This window comes from Citrobacter sp. wls613, assembly GCF_005281195.1.
GTDB classification, from domain to species: domain Bacteria; phylum Pseudomonadota; class Gammaproteobacteria; order Enterobacterales; family Enterobacteriaceae; genus Citrobacter; species Citrobacter gillenii.
Genome location: NZ_SZXN01000043.1, coordinates 1 through 23,713 on the forward strand (window position 1 = coordinate 1; position 23,713 = coordinate 23,713).

General features: G+C 52.1%; 27 protein-coding genes. 14 read left to right on the top strand and 13 right to left on the bottom strand.

The features are described from left to right. Positions 1-355 precede the first annotated feature (355 nt). The 6 genes from sapF to pspF form a co-directional block, all read right to left on the bottom strand. The gene (gene sapF, locus FDX01_RS07455) at positions 356-1,162 is read right to left on the bottom strand and encodes a peptide ABC transporter ATP-binding protein SapF (protein ID WP_096756842.1); all 807 of its coding nucleotides are present in this window, start codon (positions 1,160-1,162) and stop codon (positions 356-358) included. A gap of 1 nt (position 1,163) precedes the next feature. Then, on the bottom strand, positions 1,164-2,156 hold the full coding sequence (sapD, locus tag FDX01_RS07460; RefSeq protein ID WP_096756843.1) for a peptide ABC transporter ATP-binding protein SapD: 993 nt from the start codon (positions 2,154-2,156) through the stop codon (positions 1,164-1,166). After that, positions 2,156-3,046, bottom strand: a complete 891-nt coding sequence (sapC, locus tag FDX01_RS07465) for a peptide ABC transporter permease SapC (RefSeq protein WP_096756844.1) — start codon at positions 3,044-3,046, stop codon at positions 2,156-2,158. The genes sapD and sapC overlap by 1 nt, the downstream gene beginning before the upstream one ends. Next, positions 3,033-3,998 (bottom strand): peptide ABC transporter permease SapB, encoded by a 966-nt coding sequence (gene sapB, locus FDX01_RS07470; protein WP_096756886.1) that lies wholly within the window; start codon positions 3,996-3,998, stop codon positions 3,033-3,035. Before sapB ends, sapC begins: the two co-directional genes overlap by 14 nt. Next, on the bottom strand, positions 3,995-5,638 hold the full coding sequence (gene sapA, locus FDX01_RS07475; RefSeq protein WP_115258335.1) for an ABC transporter substrate-binding protein SapA: 1,644 nt from the start codon (positions 5,636-5,638) through the stop codon (positions 3,995-3,997). Before sapA ends, sapB begins: the two co-directional genes overlap by 4 nt. A gap of 112 nt (positions 5,639-5,750) precedes the next feature. Next, positions 5,751-6,740: a phage shock protein operon transcriptional activator gene (pspF, locus tag FDX01_RS07480; protein WP_170974766.1), complete on the bottom strand. Its 990-nt coding sequence runs from the start codon at positions 6,738-6,740 to the stop codon at positions 5,751-5,753. Between the two features lie 155 nt (positions 6,741-6,895). Between pspF and pspA the strand changes: the two genes are divergently transcribed. The 8 genes from pspA to tyrR all read left to right on the top strand — a co-directional run bounded on the left by pspA (position 6,896) and on the right by tyrR (position 13,116). After that, positions 6,896-7,564 (top strand): phage shock protein PspA, encoded by a 669-nt coding sequence (gene pspA / locus FDX01_RS07485; RefSeq protein ID WP_096756889.1) that lies wholly within the window; start codon positions 6,896-6,898, stop codon positions 7,562-7,564. Between the two features lie 54 nt (positions 7,565-7,618). Further along, positions 7,619-7,843: an envelope stress response membrane protein PspB gene (gene pspB, locus FDX01_RS07490; RefSeq protein ID WP_137399549.1), complete on the top strand. Its 225-nt coding sequence runs from the start codon at positions 7,619-7,621 to the stop codon at positions 7,841-7,843. Further along, positions 7,843-8,202: an envelope stress response membrane protein PspC gene (gene pspC, locus FDX01_RS07495; protein ID WP_096756891.1), complete on the top strand. Its 360-nt coding sequence runs from the start codon at positions 7,843-7,845 to the stop codon at positions 8,200-8,202. The genes pspB and pspC overlap by 1 nt, the downstream gene beginning before the upstream one ends. Before the next feature lie 8 nt (positions 8,203-8,210). Continuing rightward, entirely contained in the window at positions 8,211-8,432 is a 222-nt protein-coding gene (gene pspD, locus FDX01_RS07500; protein WP_137399550.1) for a phage shock protein PspD, read from the top strand. Between the two features lie 76 nt (positions 8,433-8,508). Then, positions 8,509-8,826 carry a thiosulfate sulfurtransferase PspE gene (gene pspE / locus FDX01_RS07505; protein ID WP_115258338.1) on the top strand — a complete coding sequence of 106 codons (318 nt, stop codon included), beginning with the start codon at positions 8,509-8,511 and terminating at the stop codon, positions 8,824-8,826. Positions 8,827-8,969: 143 nt separating this feature from the next. Further along, positions 8,970-10,367, top strand: a complete 1,398-nt coding sequence (locus FDX01_RS07510) for a YcjX family protein (RefSeq protein WP_135911928.1) — start codon at positions 8,970-8,972, stop codon at positions 10,365-10,367. Continuing rightward, the gene (locus tag FDX01_RS07515; RefSeq protein WP_096756894.1) at positions 10,364-11,425 is read left to right on the top strand and encodes a YcjF family protein; all 1,062 of its coding nucleotides are present in this window, start codon (positions 10,364-10,366) and stop codon (positions 11,423-11,425) included. Before FDX01_RS07510 ends, FDX01_RS07515 begins: the two co-directional genes overlap by 4 nt. A gap of 146 nt (positions 11,426-11,571) precedes the next feature. Beyond that, the gene (gene tyrR, locus FDX01_RS07520; RefSeq protein ID WP_115258340.1) at positions 11,572-13,116 is read left to right on the top strand and encodes a transcriptional regulator TyrR; all 1,545 of its coding nucleotides are present in this window, start codon (positions 11,572-11,574) and stop codon (positions 13,114-13,116) included. Between the two features lie 49 nt (positions 13,117-13,165). Here tyrR and tpx read toward each other — a convergent pair whose 3' ends face one another. Further along, the gene (gene tpx / locus FDX01_RS07525; RefSeq protein ID WP_096756896.1) at positions 13,166-13,672 is read right to left on the bottom strand and encodes a thiol peroxidase; all 507 of its coding nucleotides are present in this window, start codon (positions 13,670-13,672) and stop codon (positions 13,166-13,168) included. Between the two features lie 114 nt (positions 13,673-13,786). Between tpx and ycjG the strand changes: the two genes are divergently transcribed. Further along, positions 13,787-14,752, top strand: coding sequence for an L-Ala-D/L-Glu epimerase (gene ycjG / locus FDX01_RS07530; RefSeq protein WP_115258341.1), 966 nt, complete (start codon positions 13,787-13,789; stop codon positions 14,750-14,752). On the opposite strand, the gene mpaA is transcribed toward ycjG, so the two are convergent. Then, the gene (gene mpaA / locus FDX01_RS07535; protein WP_137399551.1) at positions 14,727-15,455 is read right to left on the bottom strand and encodes a murein tripeptide amidase MpaA; all 729 of its coding nucleotides are present in this window, start codon (positions 15,453-15,455) and stop codon (positions 14,727-14,729) included. The two genes, ycjG and mpaA, sit on opposite strands and share 26 nt — an antisense overlap. 184 nt (positions 15,456-15,639) lie before the next feature. Between mpaA and mppA the strand changes: the two genes are divergently transcribed. Continuing rightward, a complete protein-coding gene (gene mppA / locus FDX01_RS07540) occupies positions 15,640-17,253 on the top strand; it encodes a murein tripeptide ABC transporter substrate-binding protein MppA (protein ID WP_115258343.1) in 1,614 nt (537 codons plus the stop codon). 42 nt (positions 17,254-17,295) lie between these two features. Here mppA and FDX01_RS07545 read toward each other — a convergent pair whose 3' ends face one another. Next, positions 17,296-17,856, bottom strand: a complete 561-nt coding sequence (locus FDX01_RS07545) for a MarR family transcriptional regulator (protein WP_115258344.1) — start codon at positions 17,854-17,856, stop codon at positions 17,296-17,298. A 115-nt stretch (positions 17,857-17,971) separates the two neighbouring features. On the opposite strand from FDX01_RS07545, the gene FDX01_RS07550 reads away from it, so the two are divergent. Then, entirely contained in the window at positions 17,972-18,202 is a 231-nt protein-coding gene (locus FDX01_RS07550; protein WP_096756901.1) for a glutaredoxin domain-containing protein, read from the top strand. Between the two features lie 65 nt (positions 18,203-18,267). After that, on the top strand, positions 18,268-18,549 hold the full coding sequence (locus FDX01_RS07555; protein ID WP_115258345.1) for a Rho-binding antiterminator: 282 nt from the start codon (positions 18,268-18,270) through the stop codon (positions 18,547-18,549). A gap of 16 nt (positions 18,550-18,565) precedes the next feature. On the opposite strand, the gene FDX01_RS07560 is transcribed toward FDX01_RS07555, so the two are convergent. Further along, positions 18,566-19,336 carry a DeoR/GlpR family DNA-binding transcription regulator gene (locus FDX01_RS07560; protein WP_115258346.1) on the bottom strand — a complete coding sequence of 257 codons (771 nt, stop codon included), beginning with the start codon at positions 19,334-19,336 and terminating at the stop codon, positions 18,566-18,568. A 104-nt stretch (positions 19,337-19,440) separates the two neighbouring features. Between FDX01_RS07560 and FDX01_RS07565 the strand changes: the two genes are divergently transcribed. Then, on the top strand, positions 19,441-19,824 hold the full coding sequence (locus tag FDX01_RS07565; RefSeq protein ID WP_137399552.1) for a VOC family protein: 384 nt from the start codon (positions 19,441-19,443) through the stop codon (positions 19,822-19,824). Positions 19,825-19,969: 145 nt separating this feature from the next. Here FDX01_RS07565 and FDX01_RS07575 read toward each other — a convergent pair whose 3' ends face one another. Continuing rightward, a complete protein-coding gene (locus FDX01_RS07575; RefSeq protein ID WP_115258348.1) occupies positions 19,970-21,001 on the bottom strand; it encodes a mechanosensitive ion channel family protein in 1,032 nt (343 codons plus the stop codon). Between the two features lie 249 nt (positions 21,002-21,250). Between FDX01_RS07575 and FDX01_RS07580 the strand changes: the two genes are divergently transcribed. Continuing rightward, complete coding sequence (locus FDX01_RS07580) at positions 21,251-21,511, top strand: DUF2534 family protein (RefSeq protein WP_096756906.1); 261 nt, start codon at positions 21,251-21,253, stop codon at positions 21,509-21,511. A 48-nt stretch (positions 21,512-21,559) separates the two neighbouring features. On the opposite strand, the gene uspE is transcribed toward FDX01_RS07580, so the two are convergent. Together uspE and FDX01_RS07590 are read right to left on the bottom strand one after the other, a co-directional pair. Then, entirely contained in the window at positions 21,560-22,507 is a 948-nt protein-coding gene (uspE, locus tag FDX01_RS07585) for a universal stress protein UspE (RefSeq protein ID WP_096756907.1), read from the bottom strand. A 202-nt stretch (positions 22,508-22,709) separates the two neighbouring features. Continuing rightward, the gene (locus tag FDX01_RS07590) at positions 22,710-23,525 is read right to left on the bottom strand and encodes an APH(3')-I family aminoglycoside O-phosphotransferase (protein ID WP_115258349.1); all 816 of its coding nucleotides are present in this window, start codon (positions 23,523-23,525) and stop codon (positions 22,710-22,712) included. Between the last annotated feature and the right edge of the window lie 188 nt (positions 23,526-23,713).

Genomic DNA, 23,713 nt, shown 5'->3' on the forward strand with positions numbered 1-23,713 from the left:
TAAAACACTATCAATAAGTTGGAGTCATTACCCGGTATTCAGGTAAATCAAGATCAAGTATTATCTCACTGGCCATAAATCCCTCATGAAATTAAATCCCAAAGCATGCCGCTGTGGTTATCTAAAAGTATGCTGGAGGTGACCAGATGAAACTAAAAACTGAATGGCGCATGCTTAACTAAGAGAGTAATTATGTCCAGTTAAGGTCGTCTACACCTCCGAATGATGAGGCAATACTAACATAGGTATTTTTGCTAACCTACTGTTTAGGAATAGTAAAATTAATCAGTCAAGCGGTGACGGCCATTCAGGCAACAGGAAACATCAGATTCCTGTTGCCTGAAGAGGATGTCAGTTAGCGATCTTTGCGCCAGGCATCGGCGGTGAGCGCCTCACCGAAATGCCCGGATATCAGGCGGCGGGTCAGTTCATGCAGCGGCGAGGCCAGCACATCCGCCGTACTGCCGCGCTCGACGACCTCGCCCTGGTGCATCACCAACACCTGATCGCTGATGTGTTTCATCATCCCAATATGCTGCGTCACATAGATATATGAAATACCCTGTTTTTCCTGTAGCTCGAGCATCAGGTTAATCAGCTGCGAACGCATCGACATATCCAGCGAGGCCAGCGCTTCGTCCGCGATAATCACTTTGGGACGTAAAATCAGGGCGCGGGCCAACCCCAAACGCTGTTTTTGGCCGGGTGCCAGCATATGCGGGTAGTAGCTAACGTGATCGGGCAGCAGGCCGACCATGCGCATGGTCTCGACGATCTGCTTGCGGCGTTGCTCCGGCTCAAGGTCGGTATTCAGACGCAGCGGGAAATCGAGGATCTGCGAAATTCGTTGGCGCGGATTCAACGACGTTGACGGGTCCTGGAAAATCATACGAATGCGCTGGCTGCGAAAAGAATAATCACCGTATTTTAGCGGATGATCGTCAATCAGCAGCTCACCGCTGGTCGGCTCAACCATTCCGGCCAGCATTTTTGCCAGCGTCGATTTACCGGAGCCGTTTTCGCCAATGACGGCAAGCGTCTGGCGCTCACGCAGTGTAAAGCTCAGTGGCTTGACGGCTTCTACGGTCTGGCGACGAAACAAGCCCGTCCGGTAGCGAAAGGTTTTGCTCAGGTTACGTACTTCGAGCAGTGTTTCTACCATCTCACTCTCTCTCCATGTTCAGCGGGAAATGACAGGCATAGAGATGATTCTTTGCTCCGGTCAGTCGTGGGGTTTCAATGCACTCACGTTGAGCGTAAGGGCAGCGCGGCCCCAAACGGCACCCCATTGGTAACTGTTCCAATAAAGGGATCGCACCAGGCATCGTATTCAGGCGGCTTTTATGCGGCATTGGGCTACCAAAATCTGGAATGGCACGGATCAACGCCTGTGTATAAGGATGGTGCGGAATCGTCACCAAATCTTTACTTGGCGCGGTTTCCACCGTTTGTCCGCAGTACATGACGTTGATTTTATCCGCCCACTGGCTGAGCATTTGCAGGTCATGGCTGATCAACAAAATGGTGGTGTTGCTGTTTTGATTGAGCCGGGTCAGTAGACGGAAAATTTGCGCCTGAGTGGTGGGCTCCATCGCATTGGTCGGCTCATCGGCAATCAGCAAACGTGGCTGATTCGCCAGGGCGATGGCAATCATGACTTTCTGGCACTCGCCGTCCGTCAACTCATACGGGAAGCTGCGCATCGCATCTTTATGGTCTTTTATCCCGACGCGGTGCAGCAGTTCAATCGCGCGGCGTTTGCGCCAGCCAATGCGTTGCCACCAGCGCCCTTTATAGGTCCAGGCGGGAATATTTTGCATCAGTTGCCGTCCGACGCGTTCAGACGGATCGAGACAGGACTGCGGTTCCTGAAAGATCATGGACACATTATGACCGACCAGTTTACGCCGCTCGCGGGCAGACAGTCGTAGCAGATCGATATCATCAAAGCGCATGCGGTCAGCGGTCACGCGCCAGTTGTCTTTTGCCACGCCGCAAATAGCCTTGGCGATTAAACTTTTACCGGAGCCCGATTCACCGACCAGTCCACGGATCTCGCCTTCATTGAGCGTCATACTGACGCGGTCAACGGCCTTTACCCAGTCGTCGCCGGTTCTGAACTCAATGGTCAGGTTACGAATATCCAGTAATGGCATTATTCCACCCCCGCGATAATTGCGCGGCGTACACCGTCACCTAACAGGTTTACCAGCAGCACGCTAATCATGATCGCCGCCCCGGGCAACATCACGGTCCATGGGGCAACGTAAATTAACTCCAACGCGTCGCCCAGCATGGCTCCCCATTCCGGCGACGGAAGCTGTGCGCCGAGGTCGAGAAAGCCCAGTGCGGCAATATCCAGAATCGCCATCGACAAAGCGCGGGTGATTTCAGTGATAAGCCCAGCGGTAATATTGGGCAAAATCGCAAACCACAGAATGTTGAGCGTGGAGGCACCATCCAGTCGGGCAGCAATGACATACTCTTTTTCCAGCTCGTCATGCACCATGCTATAGACAGAGCGCACCATGCGTGGCAACAGCGCCAGCCAGACGGCAAACATCGCGTGCGTCAGATGGGGGCCAGCAAACGCCACCACAATGATCGCCAGCAGCAGCGACGGGATCGAGAGCAGGGTATCGAGAATATGGTTCAACACTGCCGAGCGTAAACCGTGGGTTGCCCCGGCTAAAACCCCCAATACCAGACCACATATCGTGGCGGCGAGCGTGACAACAAATGCGCCGCCGACAGTGGGAGCTGCACCGCTCAGCAGGCGGCTTAATACGTCACGTCCCAGATCGTCGGTCCCAAGGAAGAATGACACCTCGCCATAACGCGACCAGGAAGGCGGGAGCAGTTGATAACCCAGGAATTGCTGATCGATACCATAAGGCGCAAACCAGCCACCGAAAACACACAGTATGGCCAGTCCCGCACAGCCATACAGACCGACCATTGCAGACGCATCGCCATAAAAATTGCGCCACGCGGTACGCAGCGTGCCAGGTGGGCGCTTTTCGCTGTATACGCTATCGTAAGGCATACCATTCCTTATGTTTCAGAGGGTTAGCCATGGCACCCAAAATATCAGAGATCACGTTTACGATAATGACCAGTGAGCCAATCACCATCACGCCGGCTGAAATTGCGGCGTAATCCTGCTGGCGAATGGCGTTGATCAGCCAGCGGCCAAGGCCTGGCCAGCTAAAGACCATTTCGGTGATCATCGCCAGCGTCAGCATGGTGGAAAACTGGAGACCAAGACGCGGGATTACCGGCGGTAGGGCATTATGCAGTACGTGGCGACGCAAAATGGTCAGCCGTGACAGGCCGCGAGTGGCCGCCGCTTTTACGTAATTTTGATCGAACACCTCGATGGTACTGATACGCATCAGGCGAATGACTTCGGTCGTTGGCGCAACGGAGAGCGTTAACACCGGCAGCACCATGTGGCGTATTGCGCTGACCAGCATTTCATCGCGCCACGGCGAGTCGGAAAGCCACGCGTCGACGATGGCAAGACCGGTAACAGGTTTGACTTCATAAAGCAGATCAAAACGGCCAGACACGGGCAGCCACCCGAGCGTTAACGAGAAGAACAGCGTCAGCAACAGTGCTAACCAAAAAACCGGGATGGAAAAACCCATCAGGGCAAAGGCACTAATGCATCGATCCGGCCATTTATTGCGTGTGATCCCCGCCAGCATGCCAATCGGGATACCGACCATTAGCGCAAAACCGAAGGCGAGAACGCACAATTCCATTGTGGCAGGGAACACTTCTTTCAACTGTTCCGAGATCAGTTGTCCGTTAATGCTGGATACACCGAAATCCCAGTGGATGAGGCCATTGAACCAGAATACCCACGCATTCCACAGCGACGCACCCTGCAGAGGAGCATGGGGGGTAAAATAACTCAGGCTGAACCCGATAAACGTCAGGAAGAACAGGGTGACCAGGAGCAATAGAAAGCGACGCAGGGTAAAGATAATCATGGTTTTTTCACCTCATCTTTCTTTTCCCTGGATACGCCGGCAAAGGAGGCATTACCGAATGGGCTGAGTACCAGGCCTTTGATGTCATAGCGATAGGCCTGCAAACGCAGTGAAGAGGCCAGCGGCAGGATGGGTAGCTCTCGTGCCAGGATCGTTTGCGCTTCGTCATAGGCATCAATGCGTGACGAGAGCTGCTGCGATGACAGCGCTTTGCGCAGAACGCTGTCAAACTCCGGATCACACCAATGGGCAAAGTTGGTCTGCGAGTTGATGGCGGCACAGCTAAGCAGCGGACGGAAAAAACTGTCAGGATCGTTACTGTCTGTCGCCCAACCGGACAACGTCAGATCATGGTTCATATCCATTAATCTCGCCTCCTGAAAACGACCTTCCACCGGAATAATCTTCACTTTCACGCCAACCTGCGCCATGTCCGCTTGAATAAGCTCGGCGGTTTTCAGCGGGCTGGGGTTCCAGGCCTGGGAGCTGGTTGGTACCCAAAGCTGTAACGTCAGGTTCTCCAGCCCCAGCGCTTTTAACTGCTCGCGAGATTTTGCCGGATTGTATTCTGTAATTTTAGCTTCGTTGTCATACGCCCACGAGGCGCGCGGCAAAATAGATGCGGCGGTTTCTGCTGTACCGTAATAGATCGACTGCATCAGCCGCTGGTTGTTGATTGCCAACGCCAGTGCATGACGCACTGCCGGGTTGTTCAACGGGGGTTTATTGGTATTGAAAGCCAGGTAAGCAATGTTCATCCCAGGGCGCAGCGTCAGGCGCAAACGTGGGTCATCACGTAAGATGCTGAGCTGACTGGCAGCAGGCCAGGCCAGCACGTCGCATTCACCGGTGAGCAGTTTCGATAAGCGCCCGGTTCCACCAGAACCGAGATCAACGACGACCTGCGGCATTAAGGGTTTCCCGCGCCAGAACGCGTCGTGACGCTGCAGGCGAATATATTGCCCGCCACGATTTTCCGAAAGCTGATACGGACCGGTACCGACAGGCTGTCGGTCCAGTAATTCCTTGCGATCCTGTTTTGCCAACTGCCCCGCGTATTCCGCTGACATAACCGACGCGTAATGCGTGGCCAGATGCCACAGGAAAGACGCATCCGGTTGAGTCAGGCGAAATTCAACGGTATGGCTGTCCAACTTGCGCACGCTTTGCACATTATCGGCGAACTGGAGGCTATCAAAGTAGGGGAAGTTGCTGCCGTTAACATTGTGCCACGGATGCTGGCGGTCAAAGATTCGCTCGAAGGTAAACACCACATCGTCTGCATTCAGTTTACGAGTAGGGGTGAACCAGGTGGTTTTTTGAAATGGCACGTCACGACGCAGGTGGAAGCGGTACGTTGCGCCGTTATCCAGCACCTCCCAGCTTTCGGCCAGTTCTGGCACCAGGCGATAGGTGTAAGGATCCACATCAAGCAGACGGTCATAAAGTTGGGCGGCAAGCGTGTCGACGATCAGTCCACTGCTCGCTTTCTGTGGGTTGAACGTATTGACCTGTCCGCTGACGCAATAGACAAAGCCGCTGTCACGAATATCAGCGTGCGTGGTCTGCTCAGGCGCGGCAGCAGCCTGACCACTCAGAAGTCCAGCCATCACAATCAGAGATGATAAAACCAGGCGCATAATTTTTAAGGTTTTTAGAGTCGATCTGCAAAGTGTATCGCACAACGGCCCGTCAGGTAAAAATGTCTGCAGGTAACTGGCGTAAATGTGTGCGATTCAGGTCAAGGAACCGCTAAATCTGATGTTTTTTGAGCAATGCCCGCAGCTGGTGGTAGGTCAGCCCGAGTAATTCTGCCGCCTTTTTCTGATTAAACTTTGCCTGCTGCAAGCTGGTTTGCAGAAATGCTTTTTCTTGTTGCTGCTGGAATTCACGTAGATCCAGCGGCAGTGTCACCGGCGCGGGATGCGTTTCCTGCTCCGAAGGTTGTACGGTGTGGCGTTTGAAAGGGTCAATCACGACTTCATCCAGTGGAAATTCGCTGGTGCCGTGGCGGTAAACAGAGCGCTCGACGACGTTTTTCAGCTCACGAATATTGCCCGGCCAACGGTAGTGCAGCAGAGTATCCCTGGCCTGTGCGCTAAAGCCTGGAAACAGTGGTAAGCCAATTTCCCGGCACATTTGGATGGCAAAGTGCTCGGCCATTAGCATGATGTCGCTTTGACGCTCCCGCAACGGGGGAAGTTGCACCACATCGAAGGCCAGCCTGTCGAGCAGGTCCGCGCGAAACGTCCCTTCATTAACCATCCGCGGTAAATCGGCGTTGGTGGCGCAGACCAGGCGCACGTTAACCTGCAGCGGTTGGCTGCCGCCAACACGTTCGAGTTCCCCGTATTCAATCACCCGTAGCAGTTTTTCCTGTACCAGCATCGGGGCGGTGGCCAGTTCATCAAGAAACAGCGTCCCGCCATCAGCGCGTTCAAAGCGTCCGGGATGACGTTTTTGTGCGCCGGTAAAGGCGCCGGCTTCGTGACCGAACAGTTCTGAATCGAGTAAGTTTTCATTGAGCGCCGCACAGTTCAGCGAAATAAACGGCCCTTGCCAGCGCGAAGAGAGGTAATGCAGGCGGTTAGCGATCAGCTCTTTGCCCGTGCCGCGCTCACCGATCACCAGTACCGGTTTATCCAGCGGTGCCAACTGAGAAACTTGCTCAAGCACCTCGATGAAACTGTTGGCTTCGCCGAGAAGGTTGTCTTTGTATCCGGTCATGATGAAATTCACTATTTGTTAGTGTTATTCACCAATGTACCCTAATTTCGCTATCAGGTAAAATTAACTATTATTTTTATAATCAAGTGGTTATAAAGTTGGCACGCAATCTGCATTAATCCAGCAGCAGGGCATCGCCCGATATCAGAACTATCAGTGAGGATTACATTATGGGTATTTTTTCTCGTTTTGCCGACATCGTGAACGCCAACATCAATGCGTTGCTGGAAAAGGCTGAAGATCCGCAGAAGCTGGTGCGGTTAATGATTCAGGAAATGGAAGACACGTTGGTTGAGGTGCGTTCGAACTCGGCACGTGCGCTGGCGGAAAAGAAACAGCTATCCCGCCGTATTGAACAGGCCACAGCGCAACAGGTTGAGTGGCAGGAAAAAGCAGAACTGGCGCTGCGTAAAGAGAAAGAAGATTTGGCGCGCTCTGCCTTAATTGAAAAGCAGAAGCTTACCGATCTGATCGCCTCGCTGGAACATGAAGTGACGCTGGTTGATGACACGCTGTCACGCATGAAAAAAGAGATTGGCGAGCTGGAAAATAAACTCAGTGAAACCCGTGCTCGTCAGCAGGCATTGACCCTGCGTCATCAGGCCGCCAGTTCTTCACGTGATGTTCGTCGTCAACTGGACAGCGGTAAGCTCGATGAAGCCATGGCGCGCTTTGAGTCTTTTGAGCGTCGTATCGACCATATGGAAGCTGAAGCTGAAAGCCATAACTTTGGTAAGCAAAAATCGCTGGATCAGCAATTCGCCGACCTGAAAGCGGATGATGAAATTAGCGAGCAGTTGGCGCAACTGAAAGCCAAAATGCAGCAAGACAAGCAATAATAATATCTGGCGGCGCCCGAACGCGCCGCCGCTCATCACCTGTAAGGAGTACTCATGAGCGCGCTATTTCTGGCCATCCCGTTAACCATCTTTGTGCTGTTTGTTTTACCGATTTGGTTATGGCTGCATTACAGCAACCGTTCCAGTCGTGGCGAATTGTCGCAGAACGAACAGCAGCGTTTAGTGGAGCTGAACGCTGAAACGCAGCGCATGCGTGAGCGTATTCAGACGCTGGAAGACATTCTGGATGCTGAACATCCTAACTGGAGGGACCGCTAATGGGAGGCGTTAACCTGAACAAAAAGTTGTGGCGTATTCCGCAGCAGGGCATGGTGAAGGGGGTCTGCGCAGGCATCGCGCAGTATCTCGACGTGCCGGTGAAGCTGGTGCGAATTCTGGTAGTACTGTCGATTTTCTTCGGCCTGGCTTTTTTCACCCTGGTGGCCTATATCGTACTGACTTTTGTGCTGGACCCAATGCCGGACAATGTCGCAACCGGTGAACAGCAACCGTCCAGCGGGGAACTGTTGGATGCCGTCGACCGCGAACTCGCGGCCAGTGAAAATCGTTTGCGGGATATGGAGCGTTATGTGACGTCAGATACCTTCACATTGCGTAGCCGCTTCCGTCAACTGTGAGGAATGAGATGAACAATCGCTGGCAACGTGCCGGGCAGAGGGTAAAGCCTAGCGTTAAATTAGCAGGTAAGCTGGTTCTGTTTACGGCACTTCGCTACGGCCCGGCGGGCGTCGCCGGGTGGGCGGTAAAATCCGTCGCCCGTCGCCCGCTAAAAATGTTGCTGGTTTTGATGCTTGAACCTTTATTGAACAAGGTCGCCAAAAAAATATCCCGCCGTTATGGTCAGTGATAGTGCGCTCGCAATATTTTCTTAAGATCAGTTATATAGTGTTAGATGAAATTAGGTCATTTAACAGGACGATACTATGTTGAGAAAAGGGGTATTCGCGCTAGCGTTGCTCATCGGTATGCCGGTTTTTGCCGCGGAACATTGGATTGATGTCCGCGTACCTGAGCAATACCAGCAGGAGCATGTTCAGGGAGCCGTCAACATTCCCTTAAAAGATCTCAAAGCGCACATCGCGTCCGAGGTTCCGGATAAGACCGACACCGTGAAACTGTACTGCAACTCCGGGCGGCAATCGGGACAGGCGAAAGATATGCTTACCGAGATGGGATACACGCAGGTCACAAATGAAGGGGGGATCAAAAGCATTGATCTTCCGAAAGTAGAAAACAAATAATCGCGCAATGTACATCTATTTCGGGCGACATTATTTTTTGTCGCCTGCTAGACCTCAGGTAGTTGATAAATAAGAATTACCCCCCTATCTTTACTTCCAGTTTGTTATATTTTCTACGGCTCCTTCAGCATAACGGGATGGCGATGAAGCGACTCAAAAATGAACTCAATTCGCTGGTGAATCGCGGCGTGGACAGGCATCTGCGTCTGGCTGTCACCGGGCTTAGCCGCAGTGGTAAGACCGCGTTTATCACCGCGATGGTGAACCAATTACTCAATATTCATGCCGGCGCTCGTCTGCCGCTGCTCAGCGCGGTGCGCGAAGAGCGTCTGCTCGGCGTTAAACGGGTTCCACAACGCGACTTTGGCATTCCGCGCTTTACCTATGATGAAGGGCTGGCCCAGCTGTACGGTGCTCCGCCGACCTGGCCGACACCGACGCGCGGCGTGAGTGAGATTCGTCTGGCGCTGCGTTATAAGTCCAATGACTCATTGCTGCGCCACTTTAAAGACACCTCCACGTTATATCTGGAGATCGTCGATTATCCGGGCGAATGGCTGCTTGATTTGCCGATGCTGGCACAGGATTACCTGAGCTGGTCGCGGCAAATGACCGGATTATTGCAGGGCCAGCGGGCAGAATGGTCGGCAAAATGGCGGCAGTTAAGTCAGGGGTTAGATCCCTTAGCGCCCGCCGATGAAAATCGTCTGGCGGAGATTGCCGCCGCCTGGACGGATTATTTGCATCAGTGTAAGCAGCAGGGCCTGCATTTTATTCAGCCGGGGCGCTTTGTTCTGCCGGGCGATATGGCGGGCGCACCCGCGCTGCAGTTTTTCCCGTGGCCGGATGTTGACGCGTATGGCGAATCGAAACTGGCGCAGGCTGATAAACACACCAACGCTGGCATGCTGCGCGATCGATTCAATTACTACTGCGAGAAAGTGGTGAAGGGGTTTTATAAGAATCACTTCCTGCGCTTTGACCGTCAGATTGTGCTGGTTGACTGCCTGCAACCGCTCAATAGCGGACCACAGGCGTTTAACGATATGCGTCTGGCGCTCACGCAATTGATGCAAAGCTTCCATTATGGTCAGCGTACATTGTTCCGGCGGTTGTTCTCACCGGTGATCGACAAGTTACTGTTTGCCGCTACCAAAGCCGACCACGTGACGGTCGATCAGCATGCCAACATGGTGTCGCTACTGCAGCAACTGATCCAGGACGCCTGGCAAAATGCCGCCTTTGAAGGCATCAGCATGGATTGTCTGGGGCTGGCGTCGGTACAGGCCACTACCAGCGGATTGATCGATGTGAAAGGCGAGAAGATCCCGGCACTGCGGGGGAACCGCCTGAGCGACGGCGCGCCGCTAACCGTCTATCCGGGAGAGGTGCCAGCACGCTTACCGGGTCAGGCGTTTTGGGACAGTCAGGGCTTTCAGTTTGAAGCGTTTCGTCCGCAGGTCATGGATGTGGATAAGCCCTTACCGCACATTCGTCTTGATGCCGCGCTGGAGTTTTTAATAGGAGATAAATTGCGATGAGCGAGCCGTTAAAACCGCGTATCGATTTCTCAGGACCGCTGGACGTTGATCAACGTCCGGCCTTTAAAGCGCAGCAGATGTTCGACGATACGCAAGCGCAGACTTTTTCTCCGGCTCAACTTGACGAGCCGCTGGCAGATGAAGGACAAGCTGAAGCGGTCATTGATGCTGCTTTACGTCCTAAGCGTAGCCTGTGGCGCAAAATGGTGATGAGCGGACTGGCATTGTTTGGCGTCAGCGTGGTCGCACAGGGTGTGCAGTGGACGATGAATGCCTGGCAAACGCAGGACTGGGTTGCGCTGGGCGGGTGTGTCGCCGGGGCGCTGATCGTTGGCGCCGGTGTCGGTTCGGTGGCAACGGAGTGGCGTCGGCTGTGGCGTTTACGCCAGCGCGCGCACGAGCGTGATGAAGCGCGGGATTTGTTGCATAGCCATGGCGCCGGCAAAGGGCGCGCGTTTTGTGAAAAGCTGGCACAGCAGGCGGGTATCGACCAGTCTCATCCGGCGCTACAGCGCTGGTATGCCTCTATACACGAAACGCAAAACGATCGTGAAGTGGTGAGTCTGTATGCTCATCTGGTGCAGCCTGTGCTGGATGCGCAGGCGCGACGTGAAATCAGCCGCTCAGCGGCAGAATCTACGTTGATGATCGCGGTCAGCCCGCTGGCGCTGGTGGACATGGCATTTATCGCCTGGCGAAATCTGCGATTGATTAACCGTATTGCGACGCTATACGGCATCGAACTGGGCTATTACAGCCGCTTGCGCCTGTTCCGCCTGGTGCTGCTGAATATTGCCTTTGCCGGGGCCAGTGAATTGGTTCGTGAAGTCGGTATGGACTGGATGTCGCAGGATCTGGCTGCACGTTTATCCACGCGTGCTGCCCAGGGCATTGGCGCCGGGTTGTTAACGGCGCGTCTGGGGATTAAAGCGATGGAACTGTGTCGTCCGCTGCCGTGGATTGACGATGATAAACCGCGTCTCGGTGATTTCCGTCGCCAGCTGATCACTCAGGTCAAAGAGACCGTACAAAAGAATAAACCTGCGCGTGAAAGCTGAGTAAAAATGGGCGCCGATCGTATAACTTTACGCCCCGGCGCCTAATTTTCCAGCGTGCTGTCAATATTTGTTGACAGAGTCCTTCCTGCTAACGAAATACTGGCTTATCATCTATCACATGATCCCTTGTTTAGGTGAAGGTTCCCATGCGTCTGGAAGTGTTTTGTGAAGACCGACTTGGTCTGACCCGCGAATTACTCGATTTACTGGTGCTTCGAGGCATTGACTTACGCGGTATCGAGATCGACCCCATCGGGCGAATCTACCTTAATTTTGCGGAACTGGAGTTCACCAACTTCAGCAGCCTGATGGCTGAAATCCGCCGTATTGCCGGTGTTACGGATGTGCGCACCGTGCCCTGGATGCCTTCTGAACGCGAACACCTGGCGCTGAGCGCGCTGCTTGAGGCGCTGCCTGAACCGGTCCTTTCACTGGACATGAAAAGCAAAGTGGAGATGGCGAACCCGGCGAGCTGCCAGCTTTTTGCCCACACTCAGGATCGTATGCGCAACCACACGGCGGCGCAACTCATCAATGGCTTTAACTTCCAGCGCTGGCTGGAGAGCAATCCGCAGGATTCCCACAGCGAGCATGTCGTCATTAATGGACAGAATTTCCTGATGGAAATAACCCCTGTCCATTTGCAGGGCGAAAATCAGGAACAGATGTTAACCGGCGCGGTGGTGATGCTGCGTTCCACCATCCGCATGGGGCGTCAGTTGCAAAACATGACCACCCAGGACCTGAGCGCCTTTAGCCAGATTATTGCTGTCAGCGCCAAAATGAAACACGTGGTAGAACAGGCGCGTAAACTGGCCATGCTGAGTGCGCCGCTGCTGATTACCGGCAATACCGGGACGGGGAAAGATCTGTTTGCCCATGCCTGCCATCTGGCAAGCCCGCGAGCGGCGAAACCTTATCTGGCGCTGAATTGTGCGTCGATCCCTGAAGATGCGGTAGAAAGCGAGCTGTTTGGTCATGCGGGGGAAGGTAAAAAAGGTTTCTTTGAGCAGGCTAACGGTGGTTCAGTACTGTTGGATGAAATTGGCGAAATGTCGCCGAGCATGCAGACCAAATTGCTGCGTTTTCTTAATGACGGGACCTTCCGCCGCGTCGGCGAAGATCATGAGGTTCACGTTGATGTCCGTGTGATTTGCGCCACGCAAAAAAATCTGGTGGAGCTGGTACAGAAAGGTTTGTTCCGCGAAGATCTCTATTATCGTCTGAATGTACTGACGCTCAACCTGCCGCCGTTGCGCGATTGTCCGCAAGACATTATGCCGCTCACCGAGCTGTTTGTGGCGCGTTTTGCCGACGAACAGGGCGTGCCGCGCCCGAAACTGTCCGCCGATCTCAGTACGGTGTTAACCCGCTACGGTTGGCCGGGTAACGTGCGCCAGTTGAAAAATGCTATCTACCGGGCATTAACCCAGCTTGAAGGGTACGAACTGCGGCCACAGGATATCTTATTACCGGATTATGATGCGGCGACGGTAGCTGTGGGGGAAGAGGTGATGGAAGGGTCGCTGGATGAAATTACCAGCCGCTTCGAGCGCTCTGTCCTGACGCAGCTGTATATGAATTATCCCAGTACGCGCAAACTGGCCAAACGACTTGGTGTTTCGCATACGGCAATCGCCAATAAGTTACGTGAATACGGTCTGAGTCAGCAGAAAAAAAGCGAAGAGTAATACGTAGATGAAAAAGCCTCCGAATGGAGGCTTTTTGCTTTAGGGCGACTTAGGCTTTCAGTACGTCCAGAGCGGCAGCATAGTCTGGCTCGTTGGTGATTTCATTCACCAGCTGGCTGAAAATGACGTTGTCATTCTCGTCGATAACCACCACGGCACGCGCGGCCAGGCCCTTCAGTGGGCCTTCGGCGATTTCAACGCCGTAGTTTTTCAGGAATTCCGCGTTACGCAGGGTGGACAGAGTGATCACGTTGCTCAGACCTTCCGCGCCACAAAAGCGAGAATGGGCGAATGGCAGGTCGGCTGAGATACACAGTACGACAGTATTGTCGATTTCTGTCGCCAGTTGGTTAAACTTACGTACCGATGCCGCACAGACGCCGGTATCGATGCTTGGGAAAATATTCAGCACTTTGCGCTTGCCGGCAAACTGGCCCAGCGTAACGTCGGACAGGTCTTTAGCCACAAGGGTAAAAGCCTGCGCTTTGCTACCTGCCTGAGGAATGGAGCCGGCAACGGCAACCGGGTTGCCCTGGAAATGAACGGTTTGTGACATGGTTATCTTCCTGTTTACATATAGTTAACGTCGAGGTTAGTTTATGCCATCAACAGTTAACACGGCAAACGCTATTTGCGGATATCCACTTCCGGGACTGCATAAGGAAAACAAATGAGAACAGTGAAGGTATATGAGGAAGCCTGGCCGTTACACACCCCGTTTGTAATTGCCCGTGGCAGCAGGACCGAAGCGCACGTGGTGGTGGTCGAACTGGAAGAAAACGGCGTGAAGGGGATCGGCGAGTGTACGCCTTATCCTCGCTATGGCGAGAGCGATGCTTCGGTACTGGCGCAAATTATGGGTATCGCCCCACAGCTGGAAAACGGACTGACGCGCGAAGATTTACAAAAGCTACTGCCTGCCGGTGCCGCACGTAATGCTGTCGACTGCGCGCTTTGGGATTTAAGTGCCCGGCAACAGCAGCAAACCCTGACCGAGCAGGTCGGTGTCGAACTCGATGCAACGGTAACGACGGCTCAGACGGTGGTGATCGGCACGCCGGAACAGATGGCGGCAAGCGCTGCCGCCCTGTGGGAGAACGGGGCGACGCTGCTGAAAGTCAAACTGGATGCGCGCTTAATCAGCGAACGTATGGTCGCTATTCGTTCGGCTGTTCCTGATGCGACGTTGATTGTTGATGCCAATGAGTCCTGGCGTGCCGAAGGTCTGGCTGCACGCTGTCAGCTGCTGGCTGACTTAGGTGTTGCCATGCTGGAACAGCCGCTGCCTGCTCAGGATGATGCCGCGCTGGAGAATTTTGTGCATCCGCTGCCCATCTGCGCGGATGAAAGCTGCCATACCCGCAGTAGCCTGAAAGCGCTACACGGACGCTATGAGATGGTGAACATTAAGCTGGATAAAACCGGTGGCCTGACGGAAGCACTGGCGCTGGCGACCGAAGCCCGAGAACAGGGTTTTGCATTGATGCTGGGATGCATGCTGTGCACATCGCGCGCGATCAATGCCGCTTTGCCGCTTACGCCGCAGGTCTGCTTTGCCGATCTCGACGGCCCGACCTGGCTTGCGAACGATGTGCAGCCCGCCCTGCATTTTACGACCGGGCAACTCCATCTTTAGGGTGCCAGCGCAGCAAATTGGACATCGCCAGCAGGTATTTTTCGCTGGCTTCATCTGAAGAGATGGGCGGGAACTCTGCGGTAATGCAGTGCAAGTTCAGATCGGCACACCAACTGCCGAAAGAACCCGGTGTTTCATAACCCACGCTGGTGACGAGGGGGAGTGCAAACCCTCGAGCCAGCCACTCGCCCAGTTCGCTGTGCCTCGGATCCTCAATGCATGCCAGCGGGTCGTGAAATGAGACCACCCAGGCGGGATGAATGCGGTGAATCAACTGACACAGCGCCTGGGTTTCCGGTTCGGAGCCCGGATGATCCCCCGTCAACAGCACGACATCACGTTGTTCTGCACTGCTATTCCAGCGGTAGACAGTTTCACCTGCTTTCCAGTTTGCTGCCGGGAAATTACGATTGAGATCAACCCCGTTAGCATTGGCGCGCAGGCCGAGCTGACACCCGTCAGGGTTTACCGCCAGTACCACGTGGTGACGGCGCAGGGAAGGGGTAAGCGTACGCAAGGCGCAGGACAGCGTGACAATTGATGCGTTTTCGTCACCGTGGGTACCCGCCAGAATGAGTCCACTATCACGATCGGCTGCCGGCGCGGGAAACCAAATTAACGGGGCACCTAAGAGTGAACGTCCGTAATGTTCGGTTTCTGGCGGAAATGCGCCGCGCTCGGCACGGGGACGGGTAACGGTCATAGTCATCTCTGAATGCATAAATTGTTATTCGCAGTGTTGTGCAAAATGTATGGATAATCAAATCGTTTTCACACACTTATCTTTTCAGGTGTAATATCACTTTCTTGTCCGAAGTTAATTGCATTTCCTGCTGGCGATACAAATAATTACACATTCACTTAATGGCCAGATTTGAGGGTATCTTATGCGGCATTCTGTTCCGGTAACCTGTTGTGCGCTGTTGGTTAGCAGCATTTCCTTGTCCTGGGCTGCGGATGTACCCAGCGGTACGGTACTGGCAGAGAAACAAGAACTGGTGCGTCATATCAAAGATGAACCGGCCTCGCTCGATCCGGCAAAGGCTGTGGGGTTACCGGAAATTCAGGTCATTCGTGATTTATTTGAAGGGCTGGTTAACCAAAACGAAAAGGGCGAAATTGTGCCTGGCGTTGCCACCCAGTGGAAGAGTAACGATAACCGTGTCTGGACGTTTACGCTGCGTGATAATGCCAAATGGGCCGACGGTACGCCGGTAACGGCACAAGATTTTGTTTACAGCTGGCAGCGTCTGGTTGATCCGAAAACACTGTCTCCGTTTGCCTGGTTTGCGGCGCTAGCCGGGATCAATAATGCGCAGTCGATTATCGATGGTAAAGCCACTCCCGATACGCTGGGCGTTAGCGCGGTAGATGCCCGCACCTTAAGAATTCAGCTGGATAAACCGCTGCCGTGGTTTGCAAATTTAACGGCTAACTTTGCGTTTTATCCGGTACAGAAAGCCAATGTTGAAAGCGGTAAAGAGTGGACGAGACCGGGTCATTTAATCGGTAACGGCGCGTATGTATTAAAAGACCGCGTGGTTAACGAAAAATTGGTGGTGGTACCGAATACACATTATTGGGATAACGCCAATACCGTGCTGCAAAAAGTCACCTTCCTGCCGATTAACCAGGAATCTGCGGCAACAAAACGTTATCTGGCTGGCGATATTGATATTACGGAATCCTTCCCGAAAAACATGTATCAGAAACTACTGAAGGATATTCCGGGACAGGTTTATACCCCGCCGCAGCTCGGCACCTATTATTATGCGTTTAACACCCAGAAAGGCCCGACGGCTGATTCACGCGTGCGTCTGGCGCTCAGCATGACTATCGATCGTCGTCTGATGGCGGAAAAAGTCCTCGGAACCGGCGAAAAACCAGCCTGGCATTTTACCCCGGATGTCACGGCGGGATTTACGCCTGAACCTTCACCGTTTGAGCAAATGAGTCAGGAAGAGCTGAACGCGCAGGCGAAGACGCTGCTGCGTGCGGCAGGCTATGGACCACAAAAACCGCTAAATCTGACGCTGTTGTATAATACGTCAGAAAACCATCAGAAGATTGCCATCGCCGTCGCGTCAATGTGGAAAAAAAACCTGGGCGTTGATGTTAAGTTGCAAAACCAGGAGTGGAAAACCTACATCGACAGTCGTAATACCGGTAATTTCGATGTTATCCGTGCTTCCTGGGTGGGGGATTACAATGAGCCGTCTACCTTCCTGTCGTTATTAACCTCGACTCACACGGGCAATATTTCGCGGTTTAATAATCCCGCGTACGATAAAGTGTTGACCCAGGCCACGATGGAAAGCACCGAAAAAGCCCGTAATGCGGACTATAATGCGGCAGAAAAAATACTGATGGAGCAGGCGCCAATTGCTCCGATTTATCAGTACACCAATGGTCGTTTAATTAAGCCATGGCTGAAGGGGTATCCGATTACCAACCCTGAAGATGTGGCATACAGCCGCAGCATGTATATTGAGAAGCATTAAATCTGGTATCGGCTGGGGCATTTTCGTGCCAGCCTTTTCCTGTTATTCCGGGGGCTGGTGCTCCCGGCAAATCAGCATTGAATCATCTTCACTCAACACCTCTTTCGTCAGATTACAAAATCCCTGACCCTTTATTTTTTGGTGAAACCGACAGCTATGGCACAGACCAAAGCCTGGCACATTGTGGGTCCGCTGAATTTCTCTTAGTAGTTCGAACAACAGTTCTTTTAGCTGCGTCGCGCGTTCACCCATTGCCGATTCGCCTGCCACTAAAAATGTGGGGGGAAGCAGCGCATCCAGTAAGGTGTTGGCTGACTCAGTTAACTGCAGATGAACGCTGCGTTTATCGCGATCATCCTGCTTGCGCACGATCAACCCTTTGGTTTCCAGAAGCTTAAGCGACTGGGATACCGTACCTTTGGTGAGACCGAGGTAATCCGTCACGCCGAGCGGCGTATTGGAATAGCGGTTGCAGCGCGCCAGATACATTAACGCGCTGAGCTGTACTGGTTGCAGCTCCGACAGTAATGGATGCTGGCGAAACCACATCCGCATCAGGCTAGAAAGCCTGTCCATAACGTCGAAAAGTGACATATCGTGCATAACAAAATCCTCCTCGGCATATAGTATCGACTAAAAACTATATTGACAAAGTCTAAATCTATCGTAGTATAAATTATAGTATCGAATCGATACTATAATTTACAGGAGAGATATTATGAGCAAAGCCCGGTTTTATCATGCTGGTTGCCCGGTGTGCGTATCCGCAGAACAAACGCTGCTACAACATCTGTCCCCTGATGTGGAGGTTGATGTCATTCACCTGGGAGAACAGCCTGCTCGGGTGGCAGAGGCTGAGTTGGCTGGCGTGAAGTCTGTTCCGGCGTTGGTCATCGATGGCAATGTGCTGCATATCAACTTCGGCGCACCTATCGAAGCCTTGAAATAACACAAGCGTTCGGGGCGTTGCGCGGGCAATTTCCCGAACATCCGATCGAATGGTCAGGGGCCGTTATGTATTCCACAGAAAAGTATCACCCTGTTGATTGCGACCTTCATGATTATCTGGAGATCGCCTGCTTATACCGCTATATGCTGCGTATTGTGCTCACCGACGGCACAGTCTTTGATGCCAGAGCCGTGACGACACGAACAACGGCAGGTAAAGAGGAGTATTTGGTGGTTGAAAGGCAGGAAAGTCCGCAAAACATTCGTCTGGATTACCTGTCAGCCATCACTGCGTTAACGGCAGGGGCGAAATTTAGCACTGTGCTATTTGCCTCTGTGACTCGTTGACGTCACAGAGAGAGCGTTACACGGTATAAATCCGGATGTCGTGCGCCTGAAAAGCGGTGCCATACTGTTTGCTTATGTTTTCCTCTACCACTATCACATCGATTTCGCTGCTCTGAGCGACCACATATCGGGCCACTGCGGGGATCTTATCCGCCGTCAGCGCGACAATGGTTTCATTGCACTGCTTAATCACCGCTTTCTTGAACTCACAATCGGCATAATCAAACCCGGTTAAACCGGATTCCGGTGCCATTGCGCAGCCGCCAATAAATCCCTGGTCAAACAAAATGCCCTGCACCTGGGTTATCGCGGTGGTGCCTACACTTCCACCGGATGAGCGCTGTATCGGGCCACCGAGGATTATGACATCGTACAACGGTTTCTTGAGCAGAGCGGTGGCAATTTCCGGAGAATTAGTCACGACGGTCAAAGCAAGCTCGGCGGGTAACGCTTCAGCCATCGCCAGATTGGTGGTTCCGCTATCAATAAAGATACAGCTGCCGGATTTGACCAGTCGGGCACAGCGTTGCGCGAGGCTACTCTTTTTCGCCGTATTTTTCGTTTTCCTCACCGACATATCTTCAGATTCCGGCAAAGAAATGACGGCGCCACCGTACACTTTTTTGCAGACACCTTCTTTACTTAGCTCATGCAAATCCCGACGAATTGTGTGTTCTGACACGCCGAGTCGACCGGCAAGCTCGGAACAGACAACCCTACCGTTTTCCTGCAGGATTTGATAAATCAGCGACTGACGTTGTTCCGGGAATGCAGCATAATCGAGCATAAAAACTCCTGGTAAAATAAACATCGAGCAATAATAATCATGATCGTGCATTATGACTGGTATTGTCAATGTCCCTTAATGGGCGTGTTTGAGAGAGGCAGGTGATGAAGATTGCACATATGGCGCTGTGGACACAGGATCTCGAGCGGCAGGCCCGTTTCTGGGTCACCTTTTTTGGCGGTGAGATTAACGAAAAATACGCCAGTAAAACTAATCCCGGGTTTGAATCCTATTTTGTCAAAATTGGCGAGAGTATTGCGATTGAGTTAATGACTAAACCCAGCCTGAGCCAGGTGGTGCCCGACAATAACACCACCGGGTGGGTACATCTGGCGATCTCTGTTGGTGGGGTAGAGAACGTCGACTCAATATCAATGCGCGCCAAACGGCAGGGGATCCTCGTCTCCGGTCCGCGTACCACTGGAGATGGCTATTACGAAGCGGTCATTCACGATCCCGACGGCAATTTAATTGAGATTGTTGCATAACGCGAGTTGGTTTGCGCATATCGCGGTGGAAATCCCGGCTCCAGGCGCCTCGAACGAATGCCTGGAACCCGTGGCCGACGAAGAATACAACCAACTTCCCTGATTGATAGACTAATAAGACGCGGGGTTCCGCGCCTTATGCCTTTTAATGAGCAGAAGCCTGAGGCTGAGGATTGTCCATATACAGCGTCTGGCTGGGGAAAGCAAAGTCAGCGCCGTTTTCCTGGACCAGGGTGATAATTTTCAAATAAACATCTTGCTGTACGGCAAGCCACTCCTGCCACACGGTTGTCTTGGTGAAGCAGTAAACCATAATATTCAGCGACGAATCGGCAAACTCATTAAAGTAGACCAGTAGGGTCTGCTTCTGGTCAATTCCAGGGTGATTTTGCAGCATTTGTCTGATCGCATCGACAATCGTGCTTATTTTATCGGCATCCTCATACCGCAACCCGATCACCGTTTTTATCCGTCGATTGCTCATCCTGCCCGGGTTTTCTACGCTAATTGATGAGAAAATCGAATTGGGCACATACAGGGGACGATGATCGAAGGTGTTTATTTTGGTCATCCGCCAGCCAATTTCGGTCACCGTACCTTCGATGTTTCTGTCCGGGGAGCGGATCCAGTCACCGATGCTGAACGGTCTGTCAAAATACAGCATGATACCTGAGAAGAAATTGCTCAGAATATCTTTCCCCGCCATACCGACAGCAATACCACCGATACCGCCGAAGGTTAACAGGCCAGACAGGCTCATACCAAAATGCTCGCCGTACAGTAAAACTATGGCGACGACGATCGTAATCTTAATAATACGCGACAGGATCCGCGCACTGGTAATGTCCCGGCCTTTGTTGATCTGCGTTTTTTCAAACTGGTTAATCACCAGAAAGAGCTTTGTGGTTAAAATCAATGCAATCAACGAGGTACAAAGAAAATCGACCACGCTTGGCGAGACAAATGTCAGTTTATAGCTGTCGATAACGTTATTGGCGATGCTGCCAAACGTACCGATAATAATGGCATAGACGAAAAACTGCGCCGCGTGGAATATAAATCCTTTGCAGTGTTTTTCACTACGATGAAACCAGACGCTCATCAGCACTAATGCTGCACAGCAACTGAGAATGACCGTCAGATTAAAGGCATTATTCATAAACAATTTAGCGATCATGATTCTCCCTGGCTACTCCGTGTTAGCAAAATATCATCTGACATCCTGAACCTCAGGTATTTTACCTGTAACAGGCTGTCATATCATTCATCATGAGGAGATAGAAATAATACAATTAGCGCTATTTTCAGTTGAATAACGCGGGTGTCAACCCCGTAGGCAGTTTATGTAGCAGACAGTGAGTTGATGTCATGGTATTGTTATTGCAAAGTGACAATATTTTCATCTGCACAAGAAAAGGACGAGACTATGATCATGGCTAAGCTGAAGACAGCTAAGGGAAGAAAATTTCTGTTGTGTCTGCTTGGGGTGTTTATCATCGCCGCATCGGTGGTGACGCGTGCCACTATCGGTGGGGTGATTGAACAGTACAATATCCCGCTGTCTGACTGGACGGCTTCCATGTATGCCATCCAATCGGCAATGATTGGCGTCTACAGTATGGTGTTTACTATTCTGCTGGCAATCCCGCTTGGGATCTATTTCCTTGGCGGAGAGGATAAGCACTAAGCGCTTATGATGCCGGATGACATCGTCATCCGGCAGGTTGCTGCGTGATCAATCGTCTTCGTCGTCCAGTTCAACCGGCGTCTGATACTGATCGGGCTTAATGACCAGCAGATCGCAGCGTAGATGGTCGATGACCTGTTCCGCCGTATTGCCAAGGAATGCGGCAGAAATGCCGGTGCGCCCCACGGTACCCAGTACTACGATACCCGCCTGTAAATGCTCTGCCAAATCAGGAATGACCTCTTCAGGCAATCCTTTTTCAACGTGCGTGACTTTCTCATCGATGCTGAATTTCTGACGCAATGCCTTCATGGCCAGCAGGTGCTGTCCGCGAATCGCGTCGTTATAAACGCTAGGGTCAAACTCAGGCAGTTCAATGGCGATGTTGATTGGGGTAACAGGGTAAGCCCCCACCAAATGTACCTCGGTATGGTTAACCTGATCTGCGAGCATCAGCGTTTCTTTGACCAGCTTTTCGTTAAGCGCGTTGTGATACGCTTCTTCGCTGGCCAGGTTGACGGCAACCAGCGCCTTCCCGCCTTCCGGCCATGGTTGGTCTTTGACCATCCACACCGGACTTGGGCATTTACGTAATAAATGCCAGTCGGTTGGGGTGAAAATCACCGCCTCCAGGCGGTCGTGCTGGTGCGCCATTTTAAGGACCAGGTCATGCTTAGCACTGATGACTTCCTGGATGATGGCTTCGAAGGGACGGTTGTGCCAGACCACTTTAATATCAAGAGGAATACCTGCATCAATATAGTATTTCGCTTGCTCGCGTATCCATGCCGTTCGCTGACTGATAACGCCTTGACGCATTGCCGTCCGCTCATCGGGCGACAACAGGGTAGTCATCTCATAGGAAAAGTCATAGATCGGCAAAAAGGCTTTAATTTTGCCACCAATCCGTTGATGCAAATAAACAGCTCGCCGTAATGCAGGTTGATCGTCCTGGTTCGGATCGATGACCACCAGCATGTTTTGATACATAGCCATACAGGGTCTCCTTACAACTGTCACCGCAGTTTGTCATTAAAAGAGTAACCCAATAATGTGGATTGAAACAGGGGAGAACCTCCTGCCAGATCAATAAATCGGGAGAATCCCGGTTTTTTGTCCGTATCCCACGAAATGAGAGCAACTGTTCTTAGCCGTTGTAACCCTTTGATGCCAGAACGGGTTGAGATTTCTCGTCAATTTAAAAAAACTCATCGAGCATCAAATGAAACTGCAACTTTTTCAGATCAGGGGTTGCGATGCCATATGTATGAAAAAGTCTATTCTGTAAAGACGGTGAAAAATCACCGAGACAGTTCCAGATAATGGCAAGATCCTGGTATCGATCGGCGATACCAACGCGACCAACATCAATACAACCCACCACTTCACCCTGGCTAATAATAAGGTTATCCAGTGAGAAGTCTCCGTGCGTCACCACGGAGTCGGGCGAGAAGGGTAAAAGGGACTGCATCTCATTCCAGACGTGTTCAACAGACCACCCCTTGCGCTCATCATCAAAATCATCAGCATCAACCAGACCGCTATTCATTCGTGTTTGCGCCAATGCGAGCCGAAACAAATGATCGCTGTTAAAAGGACAGTGGCTTACAGGGATCTGGTGTAACCGCTGCAGGAATACAGCAAGTGCATCAACAATACTATTCTGTGCAGCAGGGTATTCTTCTAACATCTGGAACGCAGTCTTGCCGGGTATCGCTGTTGTGAGTAGCAGCGCTTCATCCCCTGTGCGGGTAAAATGCTTGATAGCCGGAAGTGGTAAATAAGCCTTCAGCCAGTTAAGTCGGATCATTTCATCTGTAATATCGTCGGCAACGGTCCCTCTACCTTGCTTCAGGTACAATTCCGGCGCACCAGCTTTACTATACAATCGATAAATGGCTGCGCCAGATTGACCGACATGATCACGCGCCCATTGATAGCCCTTCAGGTCAGCGTCCAGACTTGTATGTAATTGCAGAGCTGAGCACTGCTTTTCCCTTTGAATATAATTCATAACATTCCTTTGTATTGTGACTGACTCATAGCGGATGCATTTGTTGTAAGCAGAAAACGGATACCAGACGGGCAAAGCGGAAAAGAGTCGATGAATGATGATTAGAGCAGAAGAGAACCTTCTGCCAGATCGTTAAATTGGGAACATTTAGCGATGTGACAGAAGGGTAATAGCGATGCTTGCAGAAC

What these genes read in the sequence shown, in the direction of transcription:
- FDX01_RS07515 (WP_096756894.1), top strand. Translation starts at nt 10,364, where the DNA reads ATGAGCGAGCCGTTAAAACCGCGTATCGATTTCTCAGGACCGCTGGAC.
- FDX01_RS07510 (WP_135911928.1), top strand. Translation starts at nt 8,970, where the DNA reads ATGAAGCGACTCAAAAATGAACTCAATTCGCTGGTGAATCGCGGCGTG.
- FDX01_RS07565 (WP_137399552.1), top strand. Translation starts at nt 19,441, where the DNA reads ATGAAGATTGCACATATGGCGCTGTGGACACAGGATCTCGAGCGGCAG.
- FDX01_RS07580 (WP_096756906.1), top strand. Translation starts at nt 21,251, where the DNA reads ATGATCATGGCTAAGCTGAAGACAGCTAAGGGAAGAAAATTTCTGTTG.
- FDX01_RS07545 (WP_115258344.1), bottom strand. Translation starts at nt 17,856, where the DNA reads ATGCACGATATGTCACTTTTCGACGTTATGGACAGGCTTTCTAGCCTG.
- ycjG (WP_115258341.1), top strand. Translation starts at nt 13,787, where the DNA reads ATGAGAACAGTGAAGGTATATGAGGAAGCCTGGCCGTTACACACCCCG.
- pspE (WP_115258338.1), top strand. Translation starts at nt 8,509, where the DNA reads ATGTTGAGAAAAGGGGTATTCGCGCTAGCGTTGCTCATCGGTATGCCG.
- FDX01_RS07550 (WP_096756901.1), top strand. Translation starts at nt 17,972, where the DNA reads ATGAGCAAAGCCCGGTTTTATCATGCTGGTTGCCCGGTGTGCGTATCC.
- tyrR (WP_115258340.1), top strand. Translation starts at nt 11,572, where the DNA reads ATGCGTCTGGAAGTGTTTTGTGAAGACCGACTTGGTCTGACCCGCGAA.
- pspC (WP_096756891.1), top strand. Translation starts at nt 7,843, where the DNA reads ATGGGAGGCGTTAACCTGAACAAAAAGTTGTGGCGTATTCCGCAGCAG.
- FDX01_RS07575 (WP_115258348.1), bottom strand. Translation starts at nt 21,001, where the DNA reads ATGATCGCTAAATTGTTTATGAATAATGCCTTTAATCTGACGGTCATT.
- pspD (WP_137399550.1), top strand. Translation starts at nt 8,211, where the DNA reads ATGAACAATCGCTGGCAACGTGCCGGGCAGAGGGTAAAGCCTAGCGTT.
- tpx (WP_096756896.1), bottom strand. Translation starts at nt 13,672, where the DNA reads ATGTCACAAACCGTTCATTTCCAGGGCAACCCGGTTGCCGTTGCCGGC.
- FDX01_RS07555 (WP_115258345.1), top strand. Translation starts at nt 18,268, where the DNA reads ATGTATTCCACAGAAAAGTATCACCCTGTTGATTGCGACCTTCATGAT.
- pspB (WP_137399549.1), top strand. Translation starts at nt 7,619, where the DNA reads ATGAGCGCGCTATTTCTGGCCATCCCGTTAACCATCTTTGTGCTGTTT.
- sapC (WP_096756844.1), bottom strand. Translation starts at nt 3,046, where the DNA reads ATGCCTTACGATAGCGTATACAGCGAAAAGCGCCCACCTGGCACGCTG.
- mpaA (WP_137399551.1), bottom strand. Translation starts at nt 15,455, where the DNA reads ATGACCGTTACCCGTCCCCGTGCCGAGCGCGGCGCATTTCCGCCAGAA.
- sapB (WP_096756886.1), bottom strand. Translation starts at nt 3,998, where the DNA reads ATGATTATCTTTACCCTGCGTCGCTTTCTATTGCTCCTGGTCACCCTG.
- FDX01_RS07590 (WP_115258349.1), bottom strand. Translation starts at nt 23,525, where the DNA reads ATGAATTATATTCAAAGGGAAAAGCAGTGCTCAGCTCTGCAATTACAT.
- mppA (WP_115258343.1), top strand. Translation starts at nt 15,640, where the DNA reads ATGCGGCATTCTGTTCCGGTAACCTGTTGTGCGCTGTTGGTTAGCAGC.
- sapF (WP_096756842.1), bottom strand. Translation starts at nt 1,162, where the DNA reads ATGGTAGAAACACTGCTCGAAGTACGTAACCTGAGCAAAACCTTTCGC.
- uspE (WP_096756907.1), bottom strand. Translation starts at nt 22,507, where the DNA reads ATGGCTATGTATCAAAACATGCTGGTGGTCATCGATCCGAACCAGGAC.
- pspA (WP_096756889.1), top strand. Translation starts at nt 6,896, where the DNA reads ATGGGTATTTTTTCTCGTTTTGCCGACATCGTGAACGCCAACATCAAT.
- FDX01_RS07560 (WP_115258346.1), bottom strand. Translation starts at nt 19,336, where the DNA reads ATGCTCGATTATGCTGCATTCCCGGAACAACGTCAGTCGCTGATTTAT.
- sapD (WP_096756843.1), bottom strand. Translation starts at nt 2,156, where the DNA reads ATGCCATTACTGGATATTCGTAACCTGACCATTGAGTTCAGAACCGGC.
- sapA (WP_115258335.1), bottom strand. Translation starts at nt 5,638, where the DNA reads ATGCGCCTGGTTTTATCATCTCTGATTGTGATGGCTGGACTTCTGAGT.